A 21,631-nucleotide genomic window follows, 5' to 3' on the forward strand; every position below is an offset into this window, starting at 1 on the left:
AAAGGGAAAATTATTATTTAGATATAATGATTTTGAGGTAAAAAATGAGAGGGTGAAAAAAGATTTTACAACTACTAATTGATGCGGATGGTTGTCCGGTTGTTGATTTGGCGCTATTTGTTTCATCTCAATATGAGATGAAACCTATCTTGTTCTGCGATACATCACATCGCATCGAAAGAGAAAATGTAATAACAATTATTGTCCCAAAAGGACCTGATTCAGTTGATTTCAAGCTAATTAATGCGCTTACAAAACATGATCTTGTCATAACTCAAGATTATGGGCTTGCTGCAATGTGCTTGGCGAAGGGAGCGTTTGTCATGGATCAAAATGGAAGAGAGATGACATCGGACAATATTGATCAGTTATTGTCATTTCGTTATGAAAGTGCCAAAATAAGACGTGCTGGTGGTCGTACAAAGGGACCGAAAAAGCGTACAGAAGAAAACAATATTTCGTTTGAAATGAATTTTCGACAAATTTGTGAACGAGCGGTTTTAGCGAAGGGAGAATGGGAAAAACATGAACAAAAAAATTGATGTGAATAATTTGTCTCAGCAGTATCCTTTAATTAAGGAACTGCAAAATTTGAACTATGTGTTCTGGGCGAACCCCAAAAAGCAGCAGTCTCAACCACAATCCAACGCACTTTCAATGGCGATGGTTTACGATGCCGAAGCAAGACTAAAACGGTTTTCTTCCTATATAAAGGAAGTGTACCCAATTACGCGAATATCAGACGGCATAATAGATTCAGATGTGAAAGAAATCGAAGCGATGAAAAAATTGATTGAAGGACGTCGCGGCTTAACGATTCCTGGTAAACTCATGCTAAAGTGCGATCATTCTTTGCCAGTTGCAGGTTCAATTAAAGCACGCGGCGGTATTTATGAGGTGCTAACCTATGCTGAAAAGTTAGCAATCTCGCATGGTTTGTTAACAGAACAGGATGATTATGCAAAATTACATGATGAATCATTTAGAAATTTCTTCCGTCAATATAAAATTGCAGTTGGTTCAACAGGAAACTTAGGGCTAAGTATTGGGATTATTAGCGCACAACTCGGTTTTCAGGTCACTGTTCATATGTCGGCAGATGCAAAACGATGGAAAAAGGCGCTTTTGCGTAAAAAGGGCGTGGAAGTGATTGAATATGATTCGGATTATAGCGAAGCGGTAGCTGCTGGGCGGGCACAGGCAGCTCGGGATTCGATGTGTCATTTTGTAGACGATGAAAACTCAAAGGAGCTTTTCCTTGGTTATGCCGTGGCGGCGGTTCGACTACAAAAGCAATTGCAACAAGCAAAAGTAAGTGTTGATGCGGAACATCCACTATTTGTTTACTTACCATGTGGTGTTGGTGGGGGGCCTGGTGGAGTAGCATACGGCTTAAAACAAATTTATGGGGATGATGTACATATTTTCTTCGGTGAGCCGATGCAATCGCCTTGTATGCTACTCGGTATGATGACAGGTCTTCATGATGAAATAAGTGTAGCAGATATCGGTTTAACAAATGTAACCGAGGCGGATGGTTTGGCTGTAGGGCGCGCTTCAAAATTCGTTGGGACCGTAATGGAGCCAGTGATTAGTGGCTGCTATACAGTAGATGATAGCTTTTTATTTAGAAGCTTGAAGGCCATGTATGAGCAGGAAAATATTTTTATGGAGCCGTCTGCACATGCGGGTGTGTACGGGCCGATTGAACTCATTAATCGTGGAATGGACTATATTCGATCGAATGGGCTTGAAGACAAACTAGACAATGCGGTTCATCTTGTTTGGTCAACAGGAGGCGATTTAGTTCCGCACGAGCTTCGTCAGCACTATTTACAAACCGAAATATAGAGAGGGCGTTGTGTTGTGTTAATTGCTATTATTATCGGGGGATTTATCTTAACGGGCATGATTGATTTATGGCTGCGCAAAAAATTTAAAATCGAAAAGAATCATAAGTTTTTAGATCAATACTTAAACAAGAAGCATTTTGTTTTTGAAGCGCTTGCCTGCGTATTATTTATGACGTTTATTTCAGGGAATGGCTATACAGGAAAGGATCTGTACTTCCTGTTATTTTTATTTTTCGCCTGCATTTTTATAACGCGTGCAGCTGTAGAAATCATTTTTATGCGCGCTAAGCGTAAGCATTTGATTTCGTTCGCTTATACAGGCGTTAGTATGCTTTGTAGTGTAGGTATTTTATTATTACTTTAAAATGAACAATCCCTAAGCGACGGTTGTGCTTAGGGATTGTTTTTTGAAGAGATTAATGAAGCTCTGGTTAAAAGTAGTGAAAATTCATATAAACGATCTAAACACCTGAATAACTTAACCAACGACAATCCTACACCTAAAAAACTAGTCTGCTTGAATTTCTTCTACAGTTGCCTCAACTTCAGCACGTGTCATTTTTTCACGGCCATCCTTTAAAGCTTTAAGCGTTTTATGAGCAAGCGCTAGTGGTAGGCGACAGAATAAAATAATGCTGCGCTTATTTAGATCCTTCATATATTCATCCGCTTTTGCTAAATTTTCATCTGCGTAATCAAATAAATCATTACGTGTCCAGTCGTCTGGTACGAAGCTAACACCTCGTTCTTCCATATCTTCCTGTTGATTACGTAAAATGTTTACGGCTTGTAGTCCTCGGCCATACCCGATTGCAAGCTCACGGTCTGTTTTAATACCGGCACCCCATTCCCATAAATCAGAAAGCATTACCCCAACAAGACCAGCAACGTAATATGTATAATCGTCTAAGTCTTGGCGCGTATGCACTTGCCAGTTTGCTTTTGCCCATTTACCCATACCCATTGCCATTTCACTTGTTGCTGCTAATACACGGTCAAGTGCGCCTTCTGGACAAACCTTCAGCCAGTCACCTAAACGTAATGTTACTTCCGGCATTTTATCTTTAATAGGAGCTAGTGCAGCTAAATAAGCCTGTTCATCAAATGGTTGTTTTAATAAGTCGCTAACTTGTAATAAAATTCCATGCTTCGTATCGTTATCTACATCTTCGTGGTCTTCAATTTCATCGATCGCACGCATCGCTAAATAAGCTACTGATACCGCAAGCTTTAAATCCTTTTGTAAAAATGTGATTGGAATATAAAAAGTACGGCTCGTTGCTTTTAATACTCGCACTGCATCTTTGAGGAGAGTTTTGTCGTTCATAATTAATGGTTCCTCCATTCGTAATTGCTACTTTATAATGTTAACGCAAAAATGACAAAAGATAAAATAAATCTTCTACAGTGCAAAGAAAATGTAAAATAGCGGGGTTTATAGTAGAAAATCTGCGCGCATTTACAAAAAACATTTTGATTTCTTAACATTAGCGTGTCATAGACGCTATTTTTCGTTACAATAATAACAGAGAAAAGTAATTTGGATAATATTGTTTTAGATGAAAGTAGTAGGTGGAATAGTTGGAACGAAGAAAAACGTATATAAGTGTAGACGTGGAGGCGGCACTCATTCGCGGACGCCAATATATTATTGAGATTGGTGCAGTTAAATGGTTACCAGATGGCACAACGGAAACCTTCACACAGTTAATTCAACCCTATAAATTTAAGAAGTTGAACTATCATATTCAAAAACTAACAGGCATTACAACTGAAGAGCTATTAACAGCACCGTCCTTTAAGGAAGCGTTTTATAAATTTAAGCGTTGGTGCAAAGGAGATTATGTATTTTTAACCTTTGGCGAATTTGATCGTAAAGTATTTGAAGAAGAGCTTGCACGTAATTACGTCAATCGTGAGTTTTTATATCCGTTAATTGATTTTCAGCAAAAATATATGATTGAGTATGAGCTGAAAGAGCAACCGAGCCTGGGTGGACTAATGGCACAGCTTGGACTGGAGTTAAATACACAGCATCGCGCACTTGCAGATGCCGAAAGTTTATTGCGTATTTTCCAAACAGTAGGTGGAGAAAAATTAATTGAAAAGCAAAAGACAAATGAGTTTGTACTACTCTTAACGAATTTTAAACAGCTTGAAACTACATTTGATTTAATGATCTCCTATTCATTCTGCCGTATTGAGCGTGGAAATGTAGTAATGGATGATATGAAAACTATTCGTGAGCAGTTACCATTTGAACTATATGAAGAAGAGCGTATAACAAATGATGGAGAAACTCAAATTGCTTATATTACGACGATTAAACCAAGTGTTAATGCGCAGCAGTTTTTACAGCAAATTGTAGGGCAAGCATCGGGGCGTATTATAATTACACGCACAGGGTTGCGTTCGATTTCGCGTATTTTACGATTACATCATTGTACGATGCCGAAAACAGAAGTGATGTCACTAATGCACTTAATAAACGATGAAGAGGCTGTGGGGAAATTCAATATTGTTGATGAAACGACACATGCTTACGAGGCGAAAATTTCACGATTACTACATAAATTTGAAGGCCCAATCATCGATGAATTCAATAAACGCGCCTTATTACCTAAACAACCCGTGGAAGTGTAACAAATAGAATACATAATCAAGTGAATTTTGTTACATCAAATTATTGCACTATTATATTAAGACGAGTAAAGTTTAGAAAGGGAGAAAGTAAAGGAGAGCGTTTATGTCTACTGTGATAGGAATAGATACTGGGGGAACGTTAACAAAACTAGCTTACTTAAATGAGCAAAATGAGCTAATGTTGAAGGTGTTTCCATCAAATGAAATGCATTTAGTAAAGGAATGGCTACAGAATCATCCTCAAGTAGATGAAATTGGCTTAACGGGCGGGCGAACAGAGCAGCTACGCGACGTTTTAAAGACGATGAAGTCGATTGAATATATTGTAGAGTTTGAAGCAACGTTAATGGGTGTCCGTTATTTGCTTAAACAAGAAGGACATCAAATTGAGAATAGTATTATAACGAATATTGGTACAGGCACATCCATTCATTATATGGACGGCAACTCTCATATTCGCATTGGTGGTACTGGAATTGGTGGCGGTACGTTAATCGGGTTATCTGCTATTATGACTGGGATTACGGATTTTAATGATATTAAAAACCGTGCAGCCAATGGCAACCGGGAACAAATAGACTTGCTTGTAAAAGATATTTATCAAGGTATGGATACGCCAATTGATGGTAATTTAACAGCAAGTAATTTTGGCAAGGTGGGCATTACGGAAGATGTACAGCATGATTCAAATGATTTAATCGCTACTGTTCAAGGTCTTGTAGGTGAGGTGATTACAACATTAAGTATTCAACTTGCCGAAGAACGGAAGGCAAAGTATATTGTGTACATTGGCTCAACTCTAACTAATAATGAACATTTAAAAAAGGTAATCTCCCACTATACGTATTTAAAAAAACACACACCCGTTTTCTTGGAGGATTGTGGATTTGCTGGTGCGGTCGGCGCACTATTAAATATTATGGAATATTGTAAAAAGGATAGTTAATTTACTTGCTGATAAACTGGATTTCCCGGTTTATCAGCATTTTTATTGGTTACAAAAGGATACCGACTTGATTTTGGGCAAGATGTGTTCTTCTTATTGTTAAGGAAATAAGAAAATTACGCAGTGTGGATAATAAATATGTAAATGAAACGTCTAGGTGAAGGAGGAAGCCCCACGAGGTCGCGTCGAATCCTCCGGTGATTTGGTTATTTACAAATGAAAAAAACAGGCGTAATATAGAAAAAGTAAAATATTTAACTAAGTAAATAAAGTTGGTAGAGGTGTTTATATGAATCCGTTATTTCACGTGTTTTTTCAGCAAAATCGCTATTTAGTAAATCGTTTAAACGATACCTTGCATAAGCATGAATTATTTAACTCGCAATGGACGATTTTATTTTTACTACATGAAAATGGACCGATGTCGTTAACGTCAATTTGGAAGTATTTAAATGTGGAAGCACCAACCGTGACGCGAACAGTCGCGCGTTTAGAAAATCTCGGTTGGGTTATACGGGAACAGGGCACGGATAAACGGGAGAAAATTGTTCATTTAACTGAGCAGGCACTTACACGTTTCCCGCAGGTCGAGGCGTCTATTGTGGGGTTTGAACAGGAAATGTCGAAAAATTTATCAGACGAAGAACAGCAACAACTAATTGATTTACTGTGTAAGATGAAAGGTTGATTTGATTGGAACAGCAAAATCCAATATTTACGAAAAGGTTTATTAGTTTGTTTCTCACAAACATTTCCGTTTTCTTTGTTTTCTATGGATTAATTACAACGTTACCACTTTACGCGATGGGTACATTAGGTCGTTCAGATGATGAATCGGGCTTACTCATAACAGTATTTTTACTGTCAGCAATCGTTGTGCGCCCATTCAGTGGGAAATTACTTGATATGTATGGTAAGAAGCGCATGCTTGTTAGTAGTATCATTCTTTACGTAGCTTGTACGGTGCTTTACATATTTATTAAACCTTTTGCTATTTTACTAGCTCTACGTTTTTTCCAAGGGATTTGGTTCAGTATTGTGACTACGGCTACTGGTTCACTAGCAGCAGATATTGTCCCAAAAAATCGCACTGGAGCAGGTATTGGCTACTTTATGATGTCAACAAACCTAGCTGTTGTAATTGGCCCGTTCGTTGGGTTATTAGTTATTCAATATGCTAGCTTTAACGCATTAATTAGCATTTTAACCGTAATCGTTTTACTTGGAGCAGTGATTGCCTTAACGATTAATACGGATGATCTCCCAAAACCAGAAAATGTGGACCGCAGCTTCAAATTCAATGATTTATTTGAGAAGAAGGCATTACCCATGGCATTTCTTGCAAGCTTAATCGCCTTTTCATATGCAAGTGTGTTATCGTTTTTATCTCTTTATGCAGAGCAAAAGGATTTACTAGAGGCGGCAAGTTATTTCTATGTGGTATTCGCAGCAACTATGTTAATTACTCGACCATTTACTGGGAAGATTTATGATACAAAAGGTGCTAAATACGTGGTATTACCTTCATTTGTATTGTTTTGTGCAGGCCTTGTAATGCTCGCAGCGGCAAATGGCGCAGGGTTATTTTTATTTTCAGCAATCTTCATTGGTATCGGCTACGGTACATTAACGACAAGTTTCCAATCGCTTTGTGTACAGTCAACAACGCATCAGCGAAGTGGCTATGCAACTTCTACATACTTCACATTATTTGACTTAGGAATTGCAATTGGTTCATATATTCTTGGTTTAATTGCGGTCGGCTTAAGCTACGAAATGGTGTATTACATAGCGGCAGCCATGTTAGTCGTTGTGTTCGTTATTTACTCGGTCTTAGTGATGCGAAAGCCAAGAGCTCAAGCATAAAGAAAGCGACAAAGTCTATTTTGGACTTTGTCGCTTTTTTTGAATCGCTGCGCGAGCTAGCGCATCAGCGGCTTTATTTTCTTTATCAGGAATCCATTTGATGAAAAATAAATCAAATTGTTCGATTAGCTGGAGAGCTCGCTCAAGATACGGTTTAAATTCTTCATTTTTTACATAAGCTTTTTCTACAGAAGCAACAACAATTTTTGAATCAGAACGCATGGAAACAAGGCTTGTGCCTGTTTTTGCTGCTTCTTCTAAACCACGTACAAGTGCGGTAAACTCGGCAATATGATTATTCGTTTCACCAATATATTCACTAATTTTTTCGTGTAGACCTTCACCTTTTAGGAAGATGCCAATACCGCTCGGGCCAGGATTTCCAGCACTTGCTGCATCAATATATACTTCTAACATAGTTGTCCTCACTTCGCTTTCTTTGGATTCATTATACCAAAACGTTGCCATTGGACAAATGAAAAATAGACGTAGTAAAATAGAAAAATGTTATAAAAAGGGGGGACTTCACTATGGATAAAGTCTCAGTTGTAAACGATATCGATGAACTTACAGATACATTTTGTACAGATTGTCTTGTCATATGCGAACTTCGGAAAACGCGCGGTAAAACAGGCGCACATCGTTTTTGTATCGAGTCTTGCTCAGTAGGAGAACAGCTCCAATTTTTAGGCCAGGAGCTACTAAAGTTTTGTGAAAAATAAAATTCAATAAAATTTGAATATTACTATTGAATATTAGTAATAATTTGATATACTATTCAAGTATTTCTTTTTGCATTGCCAGAATCTCTGGTACAGATTCAACTCGGCTTGCAATTACATTGAACTTGACGGCTGGTTACCGTTGAGAAGTTTCTTCAAACCCCTTGTTTATATAGGGTTCGATGGGGTGCATCTTAGGATGTACCCCATTTTGTACTAAAAAATTAACAAGCAAAACAACATCATCTTTCTTCGGATTAGCGAGGGAAGGTGATTTTTTGTTTTAGAATGAAGAATATTGGTGTTCCGGATGAACTTCCGAACAACCAAAACCAAGTACATTCCCATAAAAAACACCAACACTGCGCTGATTTCTATGATCAGCGCAGTGTTGGTCTCTCATCAAACAGCTACTGCATCAAATGCTAGTAACTCTTGGTGATATTTGTTTAAAGAAGAAGCCGAGATGCCGAAGCTTTCTGCGATTTCTTTTACGGTGAACTTCCCGTCAAATAGCCCGCGGTCTTGTCCGAAACGGATTGCACCAGCTGCAATTGCGCCAGCTTTACGTGCAGTAGGTTGTTGCTCCACTAAGTAGTCCTCTAAGACAGTAAGTAATCTTTCGCCATCCAAGTCCTTCGTAGTTAAAAACTCTTTAACTTGCCCGATTACGTCTTGCTCAAATGAAGTGAATTCTTCACCCGCATAGCCACCATCCACTAGAGCCATCCAAAAAGAAAGATGGTTTGCTTTTACAAATTCGGGAGCAGTTAATCCGCTCGCTTTGAATGTTTTTGTAAACGTGTCAAATGTGTTTGCATGCTCAGATGGGAAGAAGATTAATGTAGAAACGGCTAATACGTGGTCTTCATGGCCAGTGCCGTCTGGTAATAAGAAGGCGAATACTTGCATGCCTTCAGGAATTGGCTTTTGGTTTTCGCGGCGAATCATGTAGCTTTTGTCAGTTAGAATGCAAGTTGCTTTGAAGTATTTTTCTTCTACTGATTCAACACATCCGATAAAGAATGTTGGCTCTGTCCAAGATTCTAATAATGCAATCGTTGCTGGACGAACCATTTTTTTCATCGTACGTTTTAAATAGCCTGTCCATACATCTGGACGTTTGTGGAAGAAGAACTCGTCTAATGCAACCGCTTCGATTAATTCCCTTTGTAAGTGAGACTCTAATTTTGGCAACCATGCTTGCACGATTTCAACATACTCGCGGATATCCTTGCTCTCAGGGTATGTACTGTAGAAATTTTGCAATGTGTTTTCGATTTCTTCATTGAATACAGACACAACAGTCGTTTGTTTTTGGCCTTCACAGCACTTTTTATATTTCTTTCCGCTACCACATAGGCATGGGTCATTACGTCCTATCATAAATACACTTCCTTTGAATTCTAGTAATATTTTTATTGTAAAGCTATACATATCTAATAATAACGGCAGTTTCTTATTAAGGAAACTGATTGTATATTACAAAAACTCTGATATTTGATGCTAGTAAAAGTATATGGTGCATGTTGATTAAATAGAACAAAATGAGAGAAAACATTTTCTGTAAACTATTAAAAAATATTTAAATACTGTAAAATAATATAAAATAGTATAGAAGGAGAATATATATGAAAATTGTACGATTACTAGTTTTATTAGCTGTATTTGTACTAGCGTCTTGTGATGAGGGATTAAACGAAGGTGTAACAAGTGATGAGGTCAATGCCTCTCAACAAAACGTTGAAGAAATTGAGCTAATAGATAACGGCTGCTATAGCGGAGAGGTTTATATTGAGCATGAGGATACATGTGCGCTGTCTATTCAATGCTCGGACTATGAATCTTGTATTGCTTGGGGTAATGAAGTTTTAGCGACATTAGAAGATAATTACGGTTCACTTGTAGAGGAAGAATCGGTTGGGACAGATGATGACAGTTTAAAGGTCATTGCGAAATATGATGTGGATAATGGCGATGAAGTCATTTATACCGATGACGATGTGACGGATGAACAGCTTGAGTACCATGCAGATCTTTGGTTTAGCTATGCATGGCTCATTCCCGAAGATCAACGGGAAGATATGAATAAATTTGAAGTGTTCGAAAGTGGCCAGACGCTTGCGTACGTGCAAACACATGATGATTATGCAGAATACTGGACGCTTGGTATGAACAATGAAAATATCGAGCTCGCATCTGAAACTCTAGTTACTTATTTGCATGAGTACGCCCATTTACTTTCTTTACGGAGTACGGAGGTGGATTATTGGGAAGATGAAACGAGCTGTCCATCTCTTTATATAGAAGAATCAGGCTGTATGTTTGAGGATGCCTATTTAGCTAATTTTTACTGGCAGTTTTGGGACGGTGGTGGCTATGACGAGCTTGAGGAGTATTATGTATCTGAATATGCAATGACTTCCCCACAGGAAGACTTTGCTGAATCCTGGGCGCATTTTGTTCTAACTGGGACACCTGTTGGAGATTCGGTAGTAGAAGAAAAGATCTTATTCTTCTATCAATATGAAGAACTAGTCGAGCTACGTGCTCGAATTTTAGCTAGAGTTGCGACATGGCTTGTGCGGAGTGTTAGCTTGGATGAAGAAGTTTGAGTCAGTTCATCATATAAAAAAAAGGCGGTTCCAATAAGTAGACGAACTACTCCGGAACTGCCACGTAAGGTTGGGATTGTTTTTTTGTTAGTTAAGAAAGAATCACTTCCTTCAATCCATAAGAAAGAACATCATCTCGCCCTATTTTGATGTGTGATAGGTCTTTCTATTACCACTTTTTCAGTAACTTGACGAATGACTAAAAATTGCTCGAACTGGGCAACTAAATTGCCGGCCAAAATAAACGCACCACCAATTAGTAGCTGTGTTGTCAATGCTTCTCCTAGGAATATCATTGCAAACAATGCGGCAAAGATAGGTTCTAGTGAAAAAATTAAGCCGGTATGGGTAGGTGAAGTGTACTGTTGTACAACAGCTTGTGTAATGAAACAAAACGCTGTACAAATAATGCCAAGACCTAAAATAGCAATCCAACCCATTGAATTTGTTGGGAGTTGTGGAGTTTCAAATACTAGACAAAGTACTGCACCGAATATACCAGCAATACCTAATTGATAGATACCATAAGAAATCGATTCAACAGACTTCGTGAATTTACTATTTAAAATTAAGTAAATCGAATAACTAACGGCCGCAATGGCTACTAAGATATCCCCTGTTTGGAATGTAAGGGACTCTTTCAAGGTTAATATCGTAATTCCAATCATTGTAGAGACAATGGCAAAGCTAACTGCACGAGAAGGGAGCCGCTTGTCAATAAAGCCTGTAATAATAGGCACTAGAACCACTGTTAAGCTTAGAATAAAGCCTGCGTTTGAGGCAGAAGTTGTTTTTAATCCGAATATAGATAAGGCAAATACAGCAAAAAGTAAAAAGCCTTGAATACTTGCGTACGTAATTGTCTTCCAGTTAATACTTACCATTTTTTTGTAAAAAAGTAATCCTGCAATAACAAAGGCAATGGAACAGCGTAAAGCAACAACATTATACGCCTCTAACACCTCTAAGCCCATCACCATAAATGTATAAGAAAGACCCCACAACATAGTGACAATCACCATTAAAATATTTGCTTTTCCTTGAATACTCATTTTGTCACCACATTCCATACTTAGTAGTTTAAATTCCTGTTATAATACACTATAACTTGGCGCTTGTGATTAGTAAAACGAATGTTTATAATGATTAACATGAAAATAATTCATGTTTAATTGATGAATTCGAGGTGATATAAATGAGTTTAGTAAAGTATGAAATTTTGAATAAAGTGGCAGAAGTGCAAAGCTTTACAAAAGCCGCAGACCAGCTAGGATTGACGCAGTCTGCGGTTAGTCATGCGATTTCGAGACTTGAAAAGGAATTTGGGTTTGATCTTATTCATCGTAGTCGCTCCGGTGTAAAGCTGACCGAGGATGGCCATATAATGCTTCGATCAATGCGTAAAGTGTTGTCTGCGGAGGAACTTCTTCAGCAGGAAGCTGCAAATATTTTAGGTGTAACAAGGGGAACAGTGCGTATCGGGCTCATTTCAACAATTTCTACGAGCTGGATGCCAAATATAATTCATATGATGGAGCAAAATTATCCAGCTATAACAATTGAACTCCGTGAAGGGGATTACTACGAAATTGATCGATGGCTTATTAACGGGGAGATTGATTGTGGCTTTATGAACCGCACAAGCTCCAAACAATTTGATTTCATGCCTTTAAAGCGTGACTGGTTACTTTGTATTGTATCTTCAAAAAGTCCGCTATATTATATGAATGAGGTGGATTTACGCGACATCGAGCAAGAACAGTTCATCATGCCGTCTTATAAGGGGACGAATGATGTATTAACAATCTTTGAAAAATATGGCGTGAAACCGACAATTCGCTTTAACTTATATGATGAAAATGGAATCATGTCGATGGTTAAGCACCATCTAGGGATTAGCATTTTGCCTCAGCTTGGTATTTCGCAATTGCCATCCAATGTAAGAGCACTACCGCTAAAGCAGGAAAGCTTCCGAACAATTGGTCTGGCTACAAAGCAAAAGCTGTCACCAGCCGCTCAAAAATTTGTGGAAGTGTTGAAACAATGGCTAGAGAAAAACGAGGTCGATTTAACGAATGAATAATGGGGGAGTACAGATGTTACGAGGCAAAACGGTATTAATTACGAGTGGTGGAACACTTGAAAAGTGGGATAATGTACGAGGACATACAAATTTATCAAAAGGGGCAATGGGGTGCTATTTAGCGGAGGCCGCACTTCAGGCCGGGGCGAATGTCATTTATATGCACGGTTATTTTACAAAGTTACCGGAGCATGCAAGTGACATGCGCCTTGTACGTTTTGAAGGAATTGTTGATTTAGGTGACACATTAAAAGGCATTCTGCAGACGGAGCAGGTGGATGTGGTCATTATGGCAGTAGCTGGATCAGATTGGATTATTGATAAAGTGTTTGATCAGTCTGGTAATGAACTGACAGAAAAGGGGAAAATGCCTTCCGATGAGCCGCCAGTTATTCACTTTAAAAAAGCACCGAAAATTTTAGCTGAAATTAAAAAATGGGCACCCGAGACAACGCTTGTCGGCTTTAAGCTAGAGGCAACGGAAGATATTGACTTTTTAGTTGACCGTGCGAAGTTGCGTATGGAAGCATCAGATGCACAGTTTATGGTAGCCAATAGCTCGAAATCATTATACGGTGCCGCAGAACCGCATTACATTGTAAGTCGCAGTGGTGATATCATCCAAGTAGATGGGAAACAAGCTGCAGCACAAATCTTAATAAAAGTATTAAACTAGCATAATTGCTAGTTTTTTATTTTAATTCCAGAATATTGTTAGTATAATGATAATAACTCTGAAATAAATGGAGGTATACAATGTCATTAGCATCAGTAAAGGAACATTTTAAACAATTTGAGCGAGACAACTCTATTTTACAATTCGAAGCAAGTAGTGCAACAGTAGAGCAGGCAGCTGATGTATTAAACGTAATTCCTGCACGCATTGCGAAAACATTATCATTTCGAGCAACAGACGATGGTGCATTATTAGTCGTAACAGCTGGAGATGCAAAAATAGATAATACAAAGTTTCGAGCACAGTTCGGGGTAAAGGCACGCATGCTAGCTGCTGAAGAAGTGGTCGCACAAACAGGTCATGTGATCGGCGGCGTTTGTCCATTTGGCTTAGCGAATGATTTACCGATATACTTAGATATTTCAATGAACAGATTTACTACAGTATTTCCTGCATGTGGCAGCTCGAATTCAGCAATTGAGCTAAGTTGTGAGGAATTAGAGCGTTATTCAAATGCCACTGCTTGGGTTGACATTTGTAAAGGTTGGGAATAACAGATACATAATAGCTAAGGGGGAATTTAATGTATAAGCTAGATCATATAGTACATTTTGTTGAGCAGCCGGAACAGGCGATGGCACAGCTTATAGAAGAAGGGCTTCACGTAGTTGCAGGTGGTAAGCATGAAATGTGGGGTACTTATAATGCCTTATGTTATTTTGGTACTACGTATGTAGAACTTATTGGTATTTATGATGAAGATTTATTTACGGAAGCGGCAAAAACGAATTATACGCTTCATGCCTCACATGAAAAGCGCAAGCGTGCAAGTGGGCTGACACGTTTTGCGTTACGTACGTATGCAATTGAAGAGGATGCAGAAAAATTCCGCGCGGCAGGATTTGACGTAATTGGACCGGAAACGTATTCTCGTACAAGACCAGATGAATCCGTTGTTCGTTGGCAGCTTTTACATATTGGTCATCCAGATTCCAAGATTGAATATCCATTTTTCATTCAATGGGAAGAGGATGATGCAACCCGCCTGGCTGATATGGAAGAGCGCGGCATTATTACACCGCATCCAGCCGGACAAATAGAGATTGAAGAAGTATCTTATATTATCGATAATTTCAAACCCGTCAAGTTAATGAGCACGCTTTGCGGAGTGGATATGACAGTAAATATTGACAAGGAGTTAAATGCTGAAGTTGCTACAGTTCACGTAGAAGGTGGTAAACTCGTATTTTATCGTCCGCTTGGTGAGGGGGACGTGTGGGAAGCGTTGCTTGAACATGGACAAGGCTTGTACAATATTGTTTTGAACGGCGCAGAGGAAGAGAAAATTGTATATTGTGAAGAAGCAAACTATGTTTTTTTGGTGGTTAAGAAAGTATAACTTTCTTAACCACATAAGTAAGGACATCAACTCACCCTATTTTGGGCGAGTTGTGTCTTTCTAATAAAAAGGATTTTACTATTTTCGAAAAAATTCGTTGCTACGAAGGAAAGTTAATAGCTTTTTTTAAGAGGTAGCCTTTACTGCTGCCGGCAAAGGGTCTCCTACAAATGCAAAAAAAACACCAGAAAATTTATCTGGTGTAAAGCATTTATTGTTTTTTTACATTCGCTGCTTGTGGACCGCGATTGCCTTCTACAAGGTCAAACTCTACTGCCTGTCCCTCTTCTAGTGTACGGAATCCTTCTTCTTGTATACCAGTGAAGTGTACGAACACGTCCTCACCATCGTCACATTCAATAAATCCATAACCTTTTTCGCTATTGAACCACTTTACTGTTCCTTGATGCATGAGCGTTCTCCTCCCGTACTAACGAATTATAGCTATTTTCAAGAAAAGTCAGACAATTACGAATAGAATATACATTATTATTATGTGAATGTCAACAATTTGTCGGAAACTCTAGCAAGTGGGGCTGTGTTTTCGTCAAAACATGCTTATAATAAGAAGAACTACTATGGAAAGAAGGTTACAACATGATTACAATAAAACCTTTATCTGATTTAGAAATTGCAACGAAGTCCGTAATGAAGCCGATTACCGAAATTGCAGAGAAAGCACAAATTCCAGCCGTAGCAATTGAGCAGTACGGCAGTTATAAAGCAAAAATTAATACGAGTAAAATTGAAGGTCAAGCAACTGCAAAGGTCGTTTTAGTAACGGCTATTAGCCCCACTCCAGCAGGGGAAGGTAAATCCACTGTTACAGTTGGACTAGCGGATGCATTAAAGCAACTAAATCAAAAAGTAATGGTTGCACTTCGGGAGCCTTCACTAGGACCCGTTATGGGTGTAAAAGGCGGCGCAACTGGTGGTGGTTATGCACAAGTTTTACCAATGGAACAAATTAACCTGCATTTCAATGGTGATTTTCATGCGATCACTTCAGCAAATAACGCGTTATCTGCGTTCATTGACAATCACCTTCACCAAGGCAATACATTAAATATTGACCCACGCCGTATTATTTGGAAACGCGTACTTGATTTAAATGACCGTGCACTTCGTAAAGTTATGGTTGGTTTAGGCGGGCCGTTACAAGGTGTACCGCGTGAAGACGGCTTTGATATTACAGTAGCATCTGAAATTATGGCCATTTTCTGTTTAGCTACGAGCATTACCGATTTAAAAGAACGTTTAGCTCGCATCGTCATCGGCTATACATATGACCGTGAGCCAGTTACAGTGCGTCAATTAGGTGTGGAAGGCGCATTAACATTATTGCTTAAGGAAGCGCTAAATCCGAACCTAGTTCAAACAATTGAAGAAACACCAGCGCTTATCCACGGTGGACCATTTGCTAATATTGCACACGGCTGTAATTCAATTATGGCGACACAAACTGCACGTAAACTAGCAGATATAGTTGTAACAGAAGCTGGATTCGGCTCAGATTTAGGTGCGGAGAAATTTATGAATATTAAAGCACGAGAAGCAGGTTTTGCTCCGGCAGCCGTTGTTGTAGTAGCTACGATTCGTGCGCTAAAAATGCACGGCGGAGTAGCAAAAACAGAGCTAGTTACTGAAAATGTAGCAGCGCTTCGCAATGGTATCGAAAATTTAGCCAAGCATGTCGATATAATCCGTACATTTGGTGTGGAACCAGTTGTTGCACTTAATCGTTTCATTACAGATACAGAACCGGAGCTTGCAACAATTTTACAGTGGGCGAAGGACAATGATGTTCGCATCGCACGTACAAATGTATGGGAAGAAGGCGGCAAAGGTGGCCTTGAGCTAGCAAAACAAGTGCTAGAAGTTATCGAACAACCGAACAACTTCCATCACCTTTACGAATTGACGGATTCAATTGAACAGAAAGTGACAACGATTGTTCAAAAGGTGTACGGAGGAGCAGCCGTTCAGTTTACTGATGCAGCCAAAAAACAAATTGCTCAAATTGAAAAATTTGGCTGGGATGTATTACCGATTTGTATGGCAAAAACACAGTATTCACTATCCGATCAACCGAATTTACTTGGTCGTCCAGAAGGCTTCACGGTAACTGTGCGCGAAGTGATTCCTAAGCTTGGTGCAGGCTTCCTTGTTTGTTTAACGGGTGATATTATGACAATGCCAGGCTTACCAAAGCAACCAGCTGCATTACGGATGGATGTTGCAGAAGATGGTAGCGCTGTAGGACTATTCTAATTTTGATAAGATAGTAAAAAGCTGACTTTCGGGTCGGCTTTTTTTGCGGAAAGATTGCACGACTGTCGCGGTAGAAAGAAGAGTTTCGTACCAAAATAGGGAGAGAAAATGTTCTTTCATAACTACCCAAAAAGCATCCAGAAGCAAAACTACTACTTCTAGATGCTTATTTATATACGGTAATTTTATAAATTAAATGTATTCACTAAACTCTCTAATTCCTCAGCAGTTGCAGCAAGCTTATCTGCATTGTGTGAAACTGTTTCCATTGAACTTGCGACTTCTTCTACTGTCGCAGCAGTTTCCTCGGCACTTGCAGCAGATTGCTCAGAAATAGCAGCAATATTTTCAATCGCTAAATCAATTTGATCTCCACTACTTGCAATTTGCTGAAGGTTATCAGATACACTACGAATATTGCCGACCATTTCTGAAATTGCACCGGAAATATTACGATAGGTTTCGCTAGATTGGACCGCTTGCAACGCGCCCTTCTCGACTTCCTCGTAGCCCTGTGCTAGCGACTGTGTAACACTAACGGTTTCGTTTTGGATTGAGTGTACAATCAATGAAATATCTGAAACAGAATGAGTTACTTGTTCAGCGAGCTTACGTACTTCTGCAGCTACAACAGCAAAGCCTTTTCCTTGTTCCCCGGCACGCGCCGCTTCAATTGCTGCATTTAGAGCAAGTAAATTTGTTTGATCAGCGATAGCAGTAATCACCTCAACAAGTTTTGAAATTTGCTTCGTTTGTTCGTTCAAGCCCTCTACTTTTTCTACGGCAGACTTCACAATCGAATCAATTTTGATCATTTGCTTTTGAGAATTGTCCATTAGTTCCTGACCTTGCTGCGTCATATTATAGACCTGCTCAGAATGCCCCTGTACCTTTACGCTTTTATCATGTGCTTCATCCACATTTGTCGTAAAGGCAACTATAAGCGAGCGTAAATCCATAGCAGATGAGGCTTGAACTTCTGTACCTTCAGCAATTTGTTCGATGGTTGTAGCTATTTGACTCGTTCCAGTTGAGACTTCATGCGCAGAGTTTTTTAAATTTTCACTGCTATCCGAAACAGATACGGCACCTTGTTGAATTTGAAGAATAATACGCTGCAGTTGTTCGGTCATATTATTAGTAGCATGTGTAAGGCGACCAAGCTCGTCCGCTGAGGACACTTTTAACGCCGGATGATTAAGCTCTCCGTTTGTAATGCTATCCATTCGACGCATAAGGCGAGCAATAGGGAAGGCAAACATTATTGAAATCACTCTTGCCATGAATAATGCAACAAGCGTCACGCAGCATGAAATAATGACAAGTAATATTTTTGTCTTAGCCATCTGTTTAATCATCTCTTGCCCTTGCAATTCAATCGTGGTTGCACTTTCAACAGCAGCTGCTTCAAATAGTTGCTGAATGGCTTGTGCTTCCATATCCATACTAGTTAAATTTTGAGTAGCGAGTTCTATGTTATTTGTGTCATAAACATTGATAACATTTTCTTGGATATATGTGTGCCAAGTGCTCGCGCGGTTAACAGCCTCTTCAACATCTTTAAAACCGTTATACTGCTGAAGATCTAATTGCGTATTGTAGGCACTTTCAGAATAGGCGGCGAAAATCTCCTTATGTGTCTGGTCTCCTGTAAGTACGTAACCTCGTGCAGCGGCTAAGCGTACATTAATCGATTGGGCTAATGATTGTTCTGCATTTAATACAATCAAATCTTCTTCGATCAGATGCTTTGTATCAGTCATTAGAGATGTATTGGCAAAGTAACTATAAGATGAGTAAAACCAAAAAATTCCGATTATTACAACGAAGCATAAAATTACTTTTAATCGAATGGATTTAATATTGCTGAAAAAGTTGAATTTCCCCATATGACTCAAATCCTCTCACTTTAATTGGGATACATGGTAAAATAGCATTGCTACAATAATCAATAAGCTGTATACATTTATTATATTGTATTTGGAGTTTACAAAATATAGTTAATTGAAAATTAAAATAATTTTAGTGTCGGTAGGGTGATTGAATGGAAACAATAAAAAAATGTGAGCAGTTAGTAAAGTCGATTTATGATCAAATGGATGCAAGTCATGACTTTCAACATATTGAACGAGTATATATGAATGCAGAAGCAATTTTACAAAGTGAGCCGACAGCAAATGAAAAAATCGTCAAATTGGCTGTACTGCTACATGATGTGAGCGATCCAAAATATGCGGCGGATAAAAGCGATGAACAGCGTATTATAAAAGAACTGGCGTTAACGGCTGAGGAAATCGTACATATTCAGGAAGTTATTGCAGCGGTGTCCTTTAATGGTGGCAATGAGCTAGAGGCGACAACGATTGAAGCAAAAATTGTGCGCGATGCAGATCGTTTAGATGCCATTGGTGCGGTTGGAATTGCACGTACATTTGCCTATGGTGGTGCAAAGGGCCGTAAGCTATATGATGATGCGGAAGAAGCACGCCCTGATATGTCAGTTGAAGAATACCGTACGAAATCAACCGCTTCTGTGACGCATTTTTATGAAAAGCTCTTATTACTTAAGGACTTAATGGTGACAGAAAAAGGGAAACAAATGGCCAAAGCACGTCATGCGTTTATGTTATTATTTTTAGAACAGTTAAAACAGGAAAGAGACGGGATCATATGAGTCATTTAATCGTATCAAATTTAACAAAAACAGTTGGCGATAAAACGCTATTTCAAAATATAGAATTTACTATTTATGAAGGGGAGCGTGCAGGTTTAATCGGGATTAATGGGACGGGTAAATCAACATTATTATCTATTCTAGCTGGTAGACAAGACGCGGATACCGCTACGATTGATCACCCAAATAAATACCGTATCGCTTATCTTGAACAAGATCCGCAGTTTACATCAGGTGTAACGGTATTACAGGCAGTTTTTAGCGGAGACTCACCGATTTTGCAGTTAAACCGCGCGTACGAGGAGGCACTAGCCGAACTGACGAGTAACCCACAATCAGAGACGCTTCAAAATCAATTATTCCGCCTGCAGCAGCAAATGGACACAAACAATGCATGGGATGTCAATGCACTGGCAAAACAGGCCCTTACAAAGCTTGGTATTGATATGTTTGACCGTTTTGTAACGGAGCTTTCAGGTGGTCAGCAAAAGCGTGTAGCCCTAGCAAAAGTTTTAATTGAACCAGCCGATTTATACTTGCTAGACGAGCCGACCAACCATTTAGATGTAGAGTCAACAGAGTGGCTTCAAGAGATGGTGTCTCGCTTAAAAGGGGCAGTTATTTTCATTACCCATGACCGATACTTCCTAGATGAAACGGCAACGCATATTTACGAGCTTGCGGACCAAACACTATATCGTCACACAGGGAACTACGCGGACTACTTAGAGTCTCGTGCGATTCGCGAGGAAAATAATGCAGCAACACAGGCGAAACTGCGTAACCGGTACCGCTCGGAGTTAAAATGGATACGCCGAGGAGCGAAGGCACGTACAACAAAGCAAAAAGCGCGTATTCAGCGTTTTGAGCAGTTAGATGAGCAGGTTGATCGTTCGAATGACGAGAGTAATTTAGAATTAGCTCTTGCGACGACGCGTTTAGGTAAAAAAGTTCTAGAGGCAGAAGCGATTTCAAAATCATTTGGCGACCGCGTCATTTTAAAGGATTTTGCCTTCCTACTACAGCAAGGCGACCGTATTGGTATTATTGGAGCGAACGGGTATGGTAAATCAACGTTAATGAATATGTTAGCGGGGGAACTTGAACCGGATGCTGGTGAAGTGCTAGTTGGTTCAACGGTTAAGCGTCTACATTTCAAACAGGCATTACCGCCAATGAACGAAAATGCACGTATGATTGACTATGTGCGAGAAGCATCAAATGATATTACCGATGCAGAAGGTGTGCGTTACTCGGCATCACAAATGTTAGAGCGCTTTTTATTTCCATTAGGTTCGCACGGTACACCGATTAGTAAGCTTTCGGGCGGTGAGCGTAAGCGTCTTCACTTACTACGTTTATTGATGGAGCAGCCAAACGTCTTATTACTTGATGAGCCGACAAATGACTTAGACATCGAGACGCTTGGTGTACTTGAGGACTTCATTGAGCATTTCCCTGGCGTTGTTATTACGATTTCTCATGACCGCTTTTTCCTTGATCGTATTGCGAAAAAGCTATGGGTGCTCGATGGACGCGGCGGTGTTGAGGAAAGTTTAGACGTTTATACAGACTACTTAGCGAAAAAGGCAGAGGCAATACATGCGGTTGCAAAGGAAGTAAAAGTAGAAAAGCCAAAGCAGGAAAAGCTAAAGTCTGAAAAGAAAAAGCTGTCATTTAAAGAGCAGAAGGAATGGGAAACGATTGCGGAACAAATCGCAAAAGCGGAAGAGGACATTATGCAAACAGAGGCCAGCATTGCATCAGCCGGTGCAGATTTTACGAAGTTGCAACAGCTAACAGAGAAATTAGAAGCACTAAATACAGCGTACGAGACATTAATTGAACGTTGGTCTTATTTAGATGAGATTGTTAACGGATAG

Annotated in this window: 22 protein-coding genes; 16 read left to right on the forward strand and 6 right to left on the reverse strand. The window is 39.3% G+C overall.

All coding sequences use genetic code 11. The features are described from left to right. Nucleotides 1-62: 62 nt before the first annotated feature. The 3 genes from MHH87_RS06720 to MHH87_RS06730 are packed head-to-tail and all read left to right on the forward strand — an operon-like array spanning nt 63 to nt 2,217. Nucleotides 63-542, forward strand: coding sequence for a YaiI/YqxD family protein (locus MHH87_RS06720; protein ID WP_340750915.1), 480 nt, complete (start codon nt 63-65; stop codon nt 540-542). Beyond that, nucleotides 526-1,851 carry a D-serine ammonia-lyase gene (locus MHH87_RS06725; protein WP_340748555.1) on the forward strand — a complete coding sequence of 442 codons (1,326 nt, stop codon included), beginning with the start codon at nt 526-528 and terminating at the stop codon, nt 1,849-1,851. Before MHH87_RS06720 ends, MHH87_RS06725 begins: the two co-directional genes overlap by 17 nt. Nucleotides 1,852-1,866: 15 nt before the next feature. Then, the gene (locus MHH87_RS06730; protein WP_340748556.1) at nt 1,867-2,217 is read left to right on the forward strand and encodes a DUF4181 domain-containing protein; all 351 of its coding nucleotides are present in this window, start codon (nt 1,867-1,869) and stop codon (nt 2,215-2,217) included. 144 nt (nt 2,218-2,361) lie between these two features. On the opposite strand, the gene MHH87_RS06735 is transcribed toward MHH87_RS06730, so the two are convergent. Continuing rightward, complete coding sequence (locus MHH87_RS06735) at nt 2,362-3,180, reverse strand: squalene/phytoene synthase family protein (RefSeq protein ID WP_340748557.1); 819 nt, start codon at nt 3,178-3,180, stop codon at nt 2,362-2,364. A gap of 254 nt (nt 3,181-3,434) precedes the next feature. Here MHH87_RS06735 and MHH87_RS06740 point away from each other — a divergent pair, with 254 nt between their 5' ends. The 4 genes from MHH87_RS06740 (at nt 3,435) to MHH87_RS06755 (ending at nt 7,308) form a co-directional block, all read left to right on the forward strand. Then, entirely contained in the window at nt 3,435-4,496 is a 1,062-nt protein-coding gene (locus MHH87_RS06740) for a 3'-5' exonuclease (protein ID WP_340748558.1), read from the forward strand. 103 nt (nt 4,497-4,599) lie between these two features. After that, nucleotides 4,600-5,442 carry a type II pantothenate kinase gene (coaW, locus tag MHH87_RS06745; protein ID WP_340748559.1) on the forward strand — a complete coding sequence of 281 codons (843 nt, stop codon included), beginning with the start codon at nt 4,600-4,602 and terminating at the stop codon, nt 5,440-5,442. A 289-nt stretch (nt 5,443-5,731) separates the two neighbouring features. Then, nucleotides 5,732-6,130: a MarR family winged helix-turn-helix transcriptional regulator gene (locus tag MHH87_RS06750; protein ID WP_340748560.1), complete on the forward strand. Its 399-nt coding sequence runs from the start codon at nt 5,732-5,734 to the stop codon at nt 6,128-6,130. Nucleotides 6,131-6,135: 5 nt separating this feature from the next. Next, complete coding sequence (locus MHH87_RS06755) at nt 6,136-7,308, forward strand: MFS transporter (protein WP_340748561.1); 1,173 nt, start codon at nt 6,136-6,138, stop codon at nt 7,306-7,308. A 15-nt stretch (nt 7,309-7,323) separates the two neighbouring features. On the opposite strand, the gene MHH87_RS06760 is transcribed toward MHH87_RS06755, so the two are convergent. Next, on the reverse strand, nt 7,324-7,725 hold the full coding sequence (locus MHH87_RS06760; RefSeq protein ID WP_340748562.1) for a ribonuclease HI family protein: 402 nt from the start codon (nt 7,723-7,725) through the stop codon (nt 7,324-7,326). Nucleotides 7,726-7,838: 113 nt separating this feature from the next. On the opposite strand from MHH87_RS06760, the gene MHH87_RS06765 reads away from it, so the two are divergent. Next, nucleotides 7,839-8,030 carry a zinc-finger domain-containing protein gene (locus tag MHH87_RS06765; protein ID WP_340748563.1) on the forward strand — a complete coding sequence of 64 codons (192 nt, stop codon included), beginning with the start codon at nt 7,839-7,841 and terminating at the stop codon, nt 8,028-8,030. A 402-nt stretch (nt 8,031-8,432) separates the two neighbouring features. On the opposite strand, the gene MHH87_RS06770 is transcribed toward MHH87_RS06765, so the two are convergent. Beyond that, nucleotides 8,433-9,416, reverse strand: a complete 984-nt coding sequence (locus MHH87_RS06770) for a YecA family protein (protein WP_340748564.1) — start codon at nt 9,414-9,416, stop codon at nt 8,433-8,435. A gap of 245 nt (nt 9,417-9,661) precedes the next feature. On the opposite strand from MHH87_RS06770, the gene MHH87_RS06775 reads away from it, so the two are divergent. After that, nucleotides 9,662-10,645, forward strand: a complete 984-nt coding sequence (locus MHH87_RS06775; RefSeq protein ID WP_340748565.1) for a hypothetical protein — start codon at nt 9,662-9,664, stop codon at nt 10,643-10,645. A gap of 131 nt (nt 10,646-10,776) precedes the next feature. Here MHH87_RS06775 and MHH87_RS06780 read toward each other — a convergent pair whose 3' ends face one another. Next, nucleotides 10,777-11,697 (reverse strand): DMT family transporter, encoded by a 921-nt coding sequence (locus MHH87_RS06780; protein ID WP_340748566.1) that lies wholly within the window; start codon nt 11,695-11,697, stop codon nt 10,777-10,779. A gap of 143 nt (nt 11,698-11,840) precedes the next feature. On the opposite strand from MHH87_RS06780, the gene MHH87_RS06785 reads away from it, so the two are divergent. The 4 genes from MHH87_RS06785 (at nt 11,841) to MHH87_RS06800 (ending at nt 14,803) form a co-directional block, all read left to right on the forward strand. Further along, entirely contained in the window at nt 11,841-12,728 is an 888-nt protein-coding gene (locus MHH87_RS06785) for a LysR family transcriptional regulator (protein WP_340748567.1), read from the forward strand. Nucleotides 12,729-12,741: 13 nt separating this feature from the next. Next, nucleotides 12,742-13,404, forward strand: a complete 663-nt coding sequence (locus MHH87_RS06790; protein WP_340748568.1) for a phosphopantothenoylcysteine decarboxylase domain-containing protein — start codon at nt 12,742-12,744, stop codon at nt 13,402-13,404. 80 nt (nt 13,405-13,484) lie between these two features. Further along, nucleotides 13,485-13,958, forward strand: a complete 474-nt coding sequence (locus tag MHH87_RS06795; RefSeq protein WP_340748569.1) for a YbaK/EbsC family protein — start codon at nt 13,485-13,487, stop codon at nt 13,956-13,958. A gap of 29 nt (nt 13,959-13,987) precedes the next feature. Next, nucleotides 13,988-14,803, forward strand: a complete 816-nt coding sequence (locus MHH87_RS06800) for a VOC family protein (protein ID WP_340748570.1) — start codon at nt 13,988-13,990, stop codon at nt 14,801-14,803. A gap of 211 nt (nt 14,804-15,014) precedes the next feature. Here MHH87_RS06800 and MHH87_RS06805 read toward each other — a convergent pair whose 3' ends face one another. After that, nucleotides 15,015-15,215, reverse strand: coding sequence for a cold-shock protein (locus MHH87_RS06805; RefSeq protein ID WP_340748571.1), 201 nt, complete (start codon nt 15,213-15,215; stop codon nt 15,015-15,017). Between the two features lie 185 nt (nt 15,216-15,400). Here MHH87_RS06805 and MHH87_RS06810 point away from each other — a divergent pair, with 185 nt between their 5' ends. Continuing rightward, complete coding sequence (locus tag MHH87_RS06810; protein ID WP_340748572.1) at nt 15,401-17,074, forward strand: formate--tetrahydrofolate ligase; 1,674 nt, start codon at nt 15,401-15,403, stop codon at nt 17,072-17,074. Between the two features lie 185 nt (nt 17,075-17,259). Here MHH87_RS06810 and MHH87_RS06815 read toward each other — a convergent pair whose 3' ends face one another. Continuing rightward, nucleotides 17,260-18,963 carry a methyl-accepting chemotaxis protein gene (locus tag MHH87_RS06815; protein ID WP_340748573.1) on the reverse strand — a complete coding sequence of 568 codons (1,704 nt, stop codon included), beginning with the start codon at nt 18,961-18,963 and terminating at the stop codon, nt 17,260-17,262. Nucleotides 18,964-19,118: 155 nt separating this feature from the next. Between MHH87_RS06815 and MHH87_RS06820 the strand changes: the two genes are divergently transcribed. Both MHH87_RS06820 and MHH87_RS06825 read left to right on the forward strand, forming a co-directional pair. Next, nucleotides 19,119-19,748, forward strand: coding sequence for an HD domain-containing protein (locus MHH87_RS06820; RefSeq protein WP_340748574.1), 630 nt, complete (start codon nt 19,119-19,121; stop codon nt 19,746-19,748). Next, a complete protein-coding gene (locus tag MHH87_RS06825) occupies nt 19,745-21,631 on the forward strand; it encodes an ABC-F family ATP-binding cassette domain-containing protein (protein ID WP_340748575.1) in 1,887 nt (628 codons plus the stop codon). The genes MHH87_RS06820 and MHH87_RS06825 overlap by 4 nt, the downstream gene beginning before the upstream one ends.

This window comes from Solibacillus sp. FSL H8-0538, assembly GCF_038003525.1.
Lineage (GTDB): Bacteria > Bacillota > Bacilli > Bacillales_A > Planococcaceae > JBBOPI01.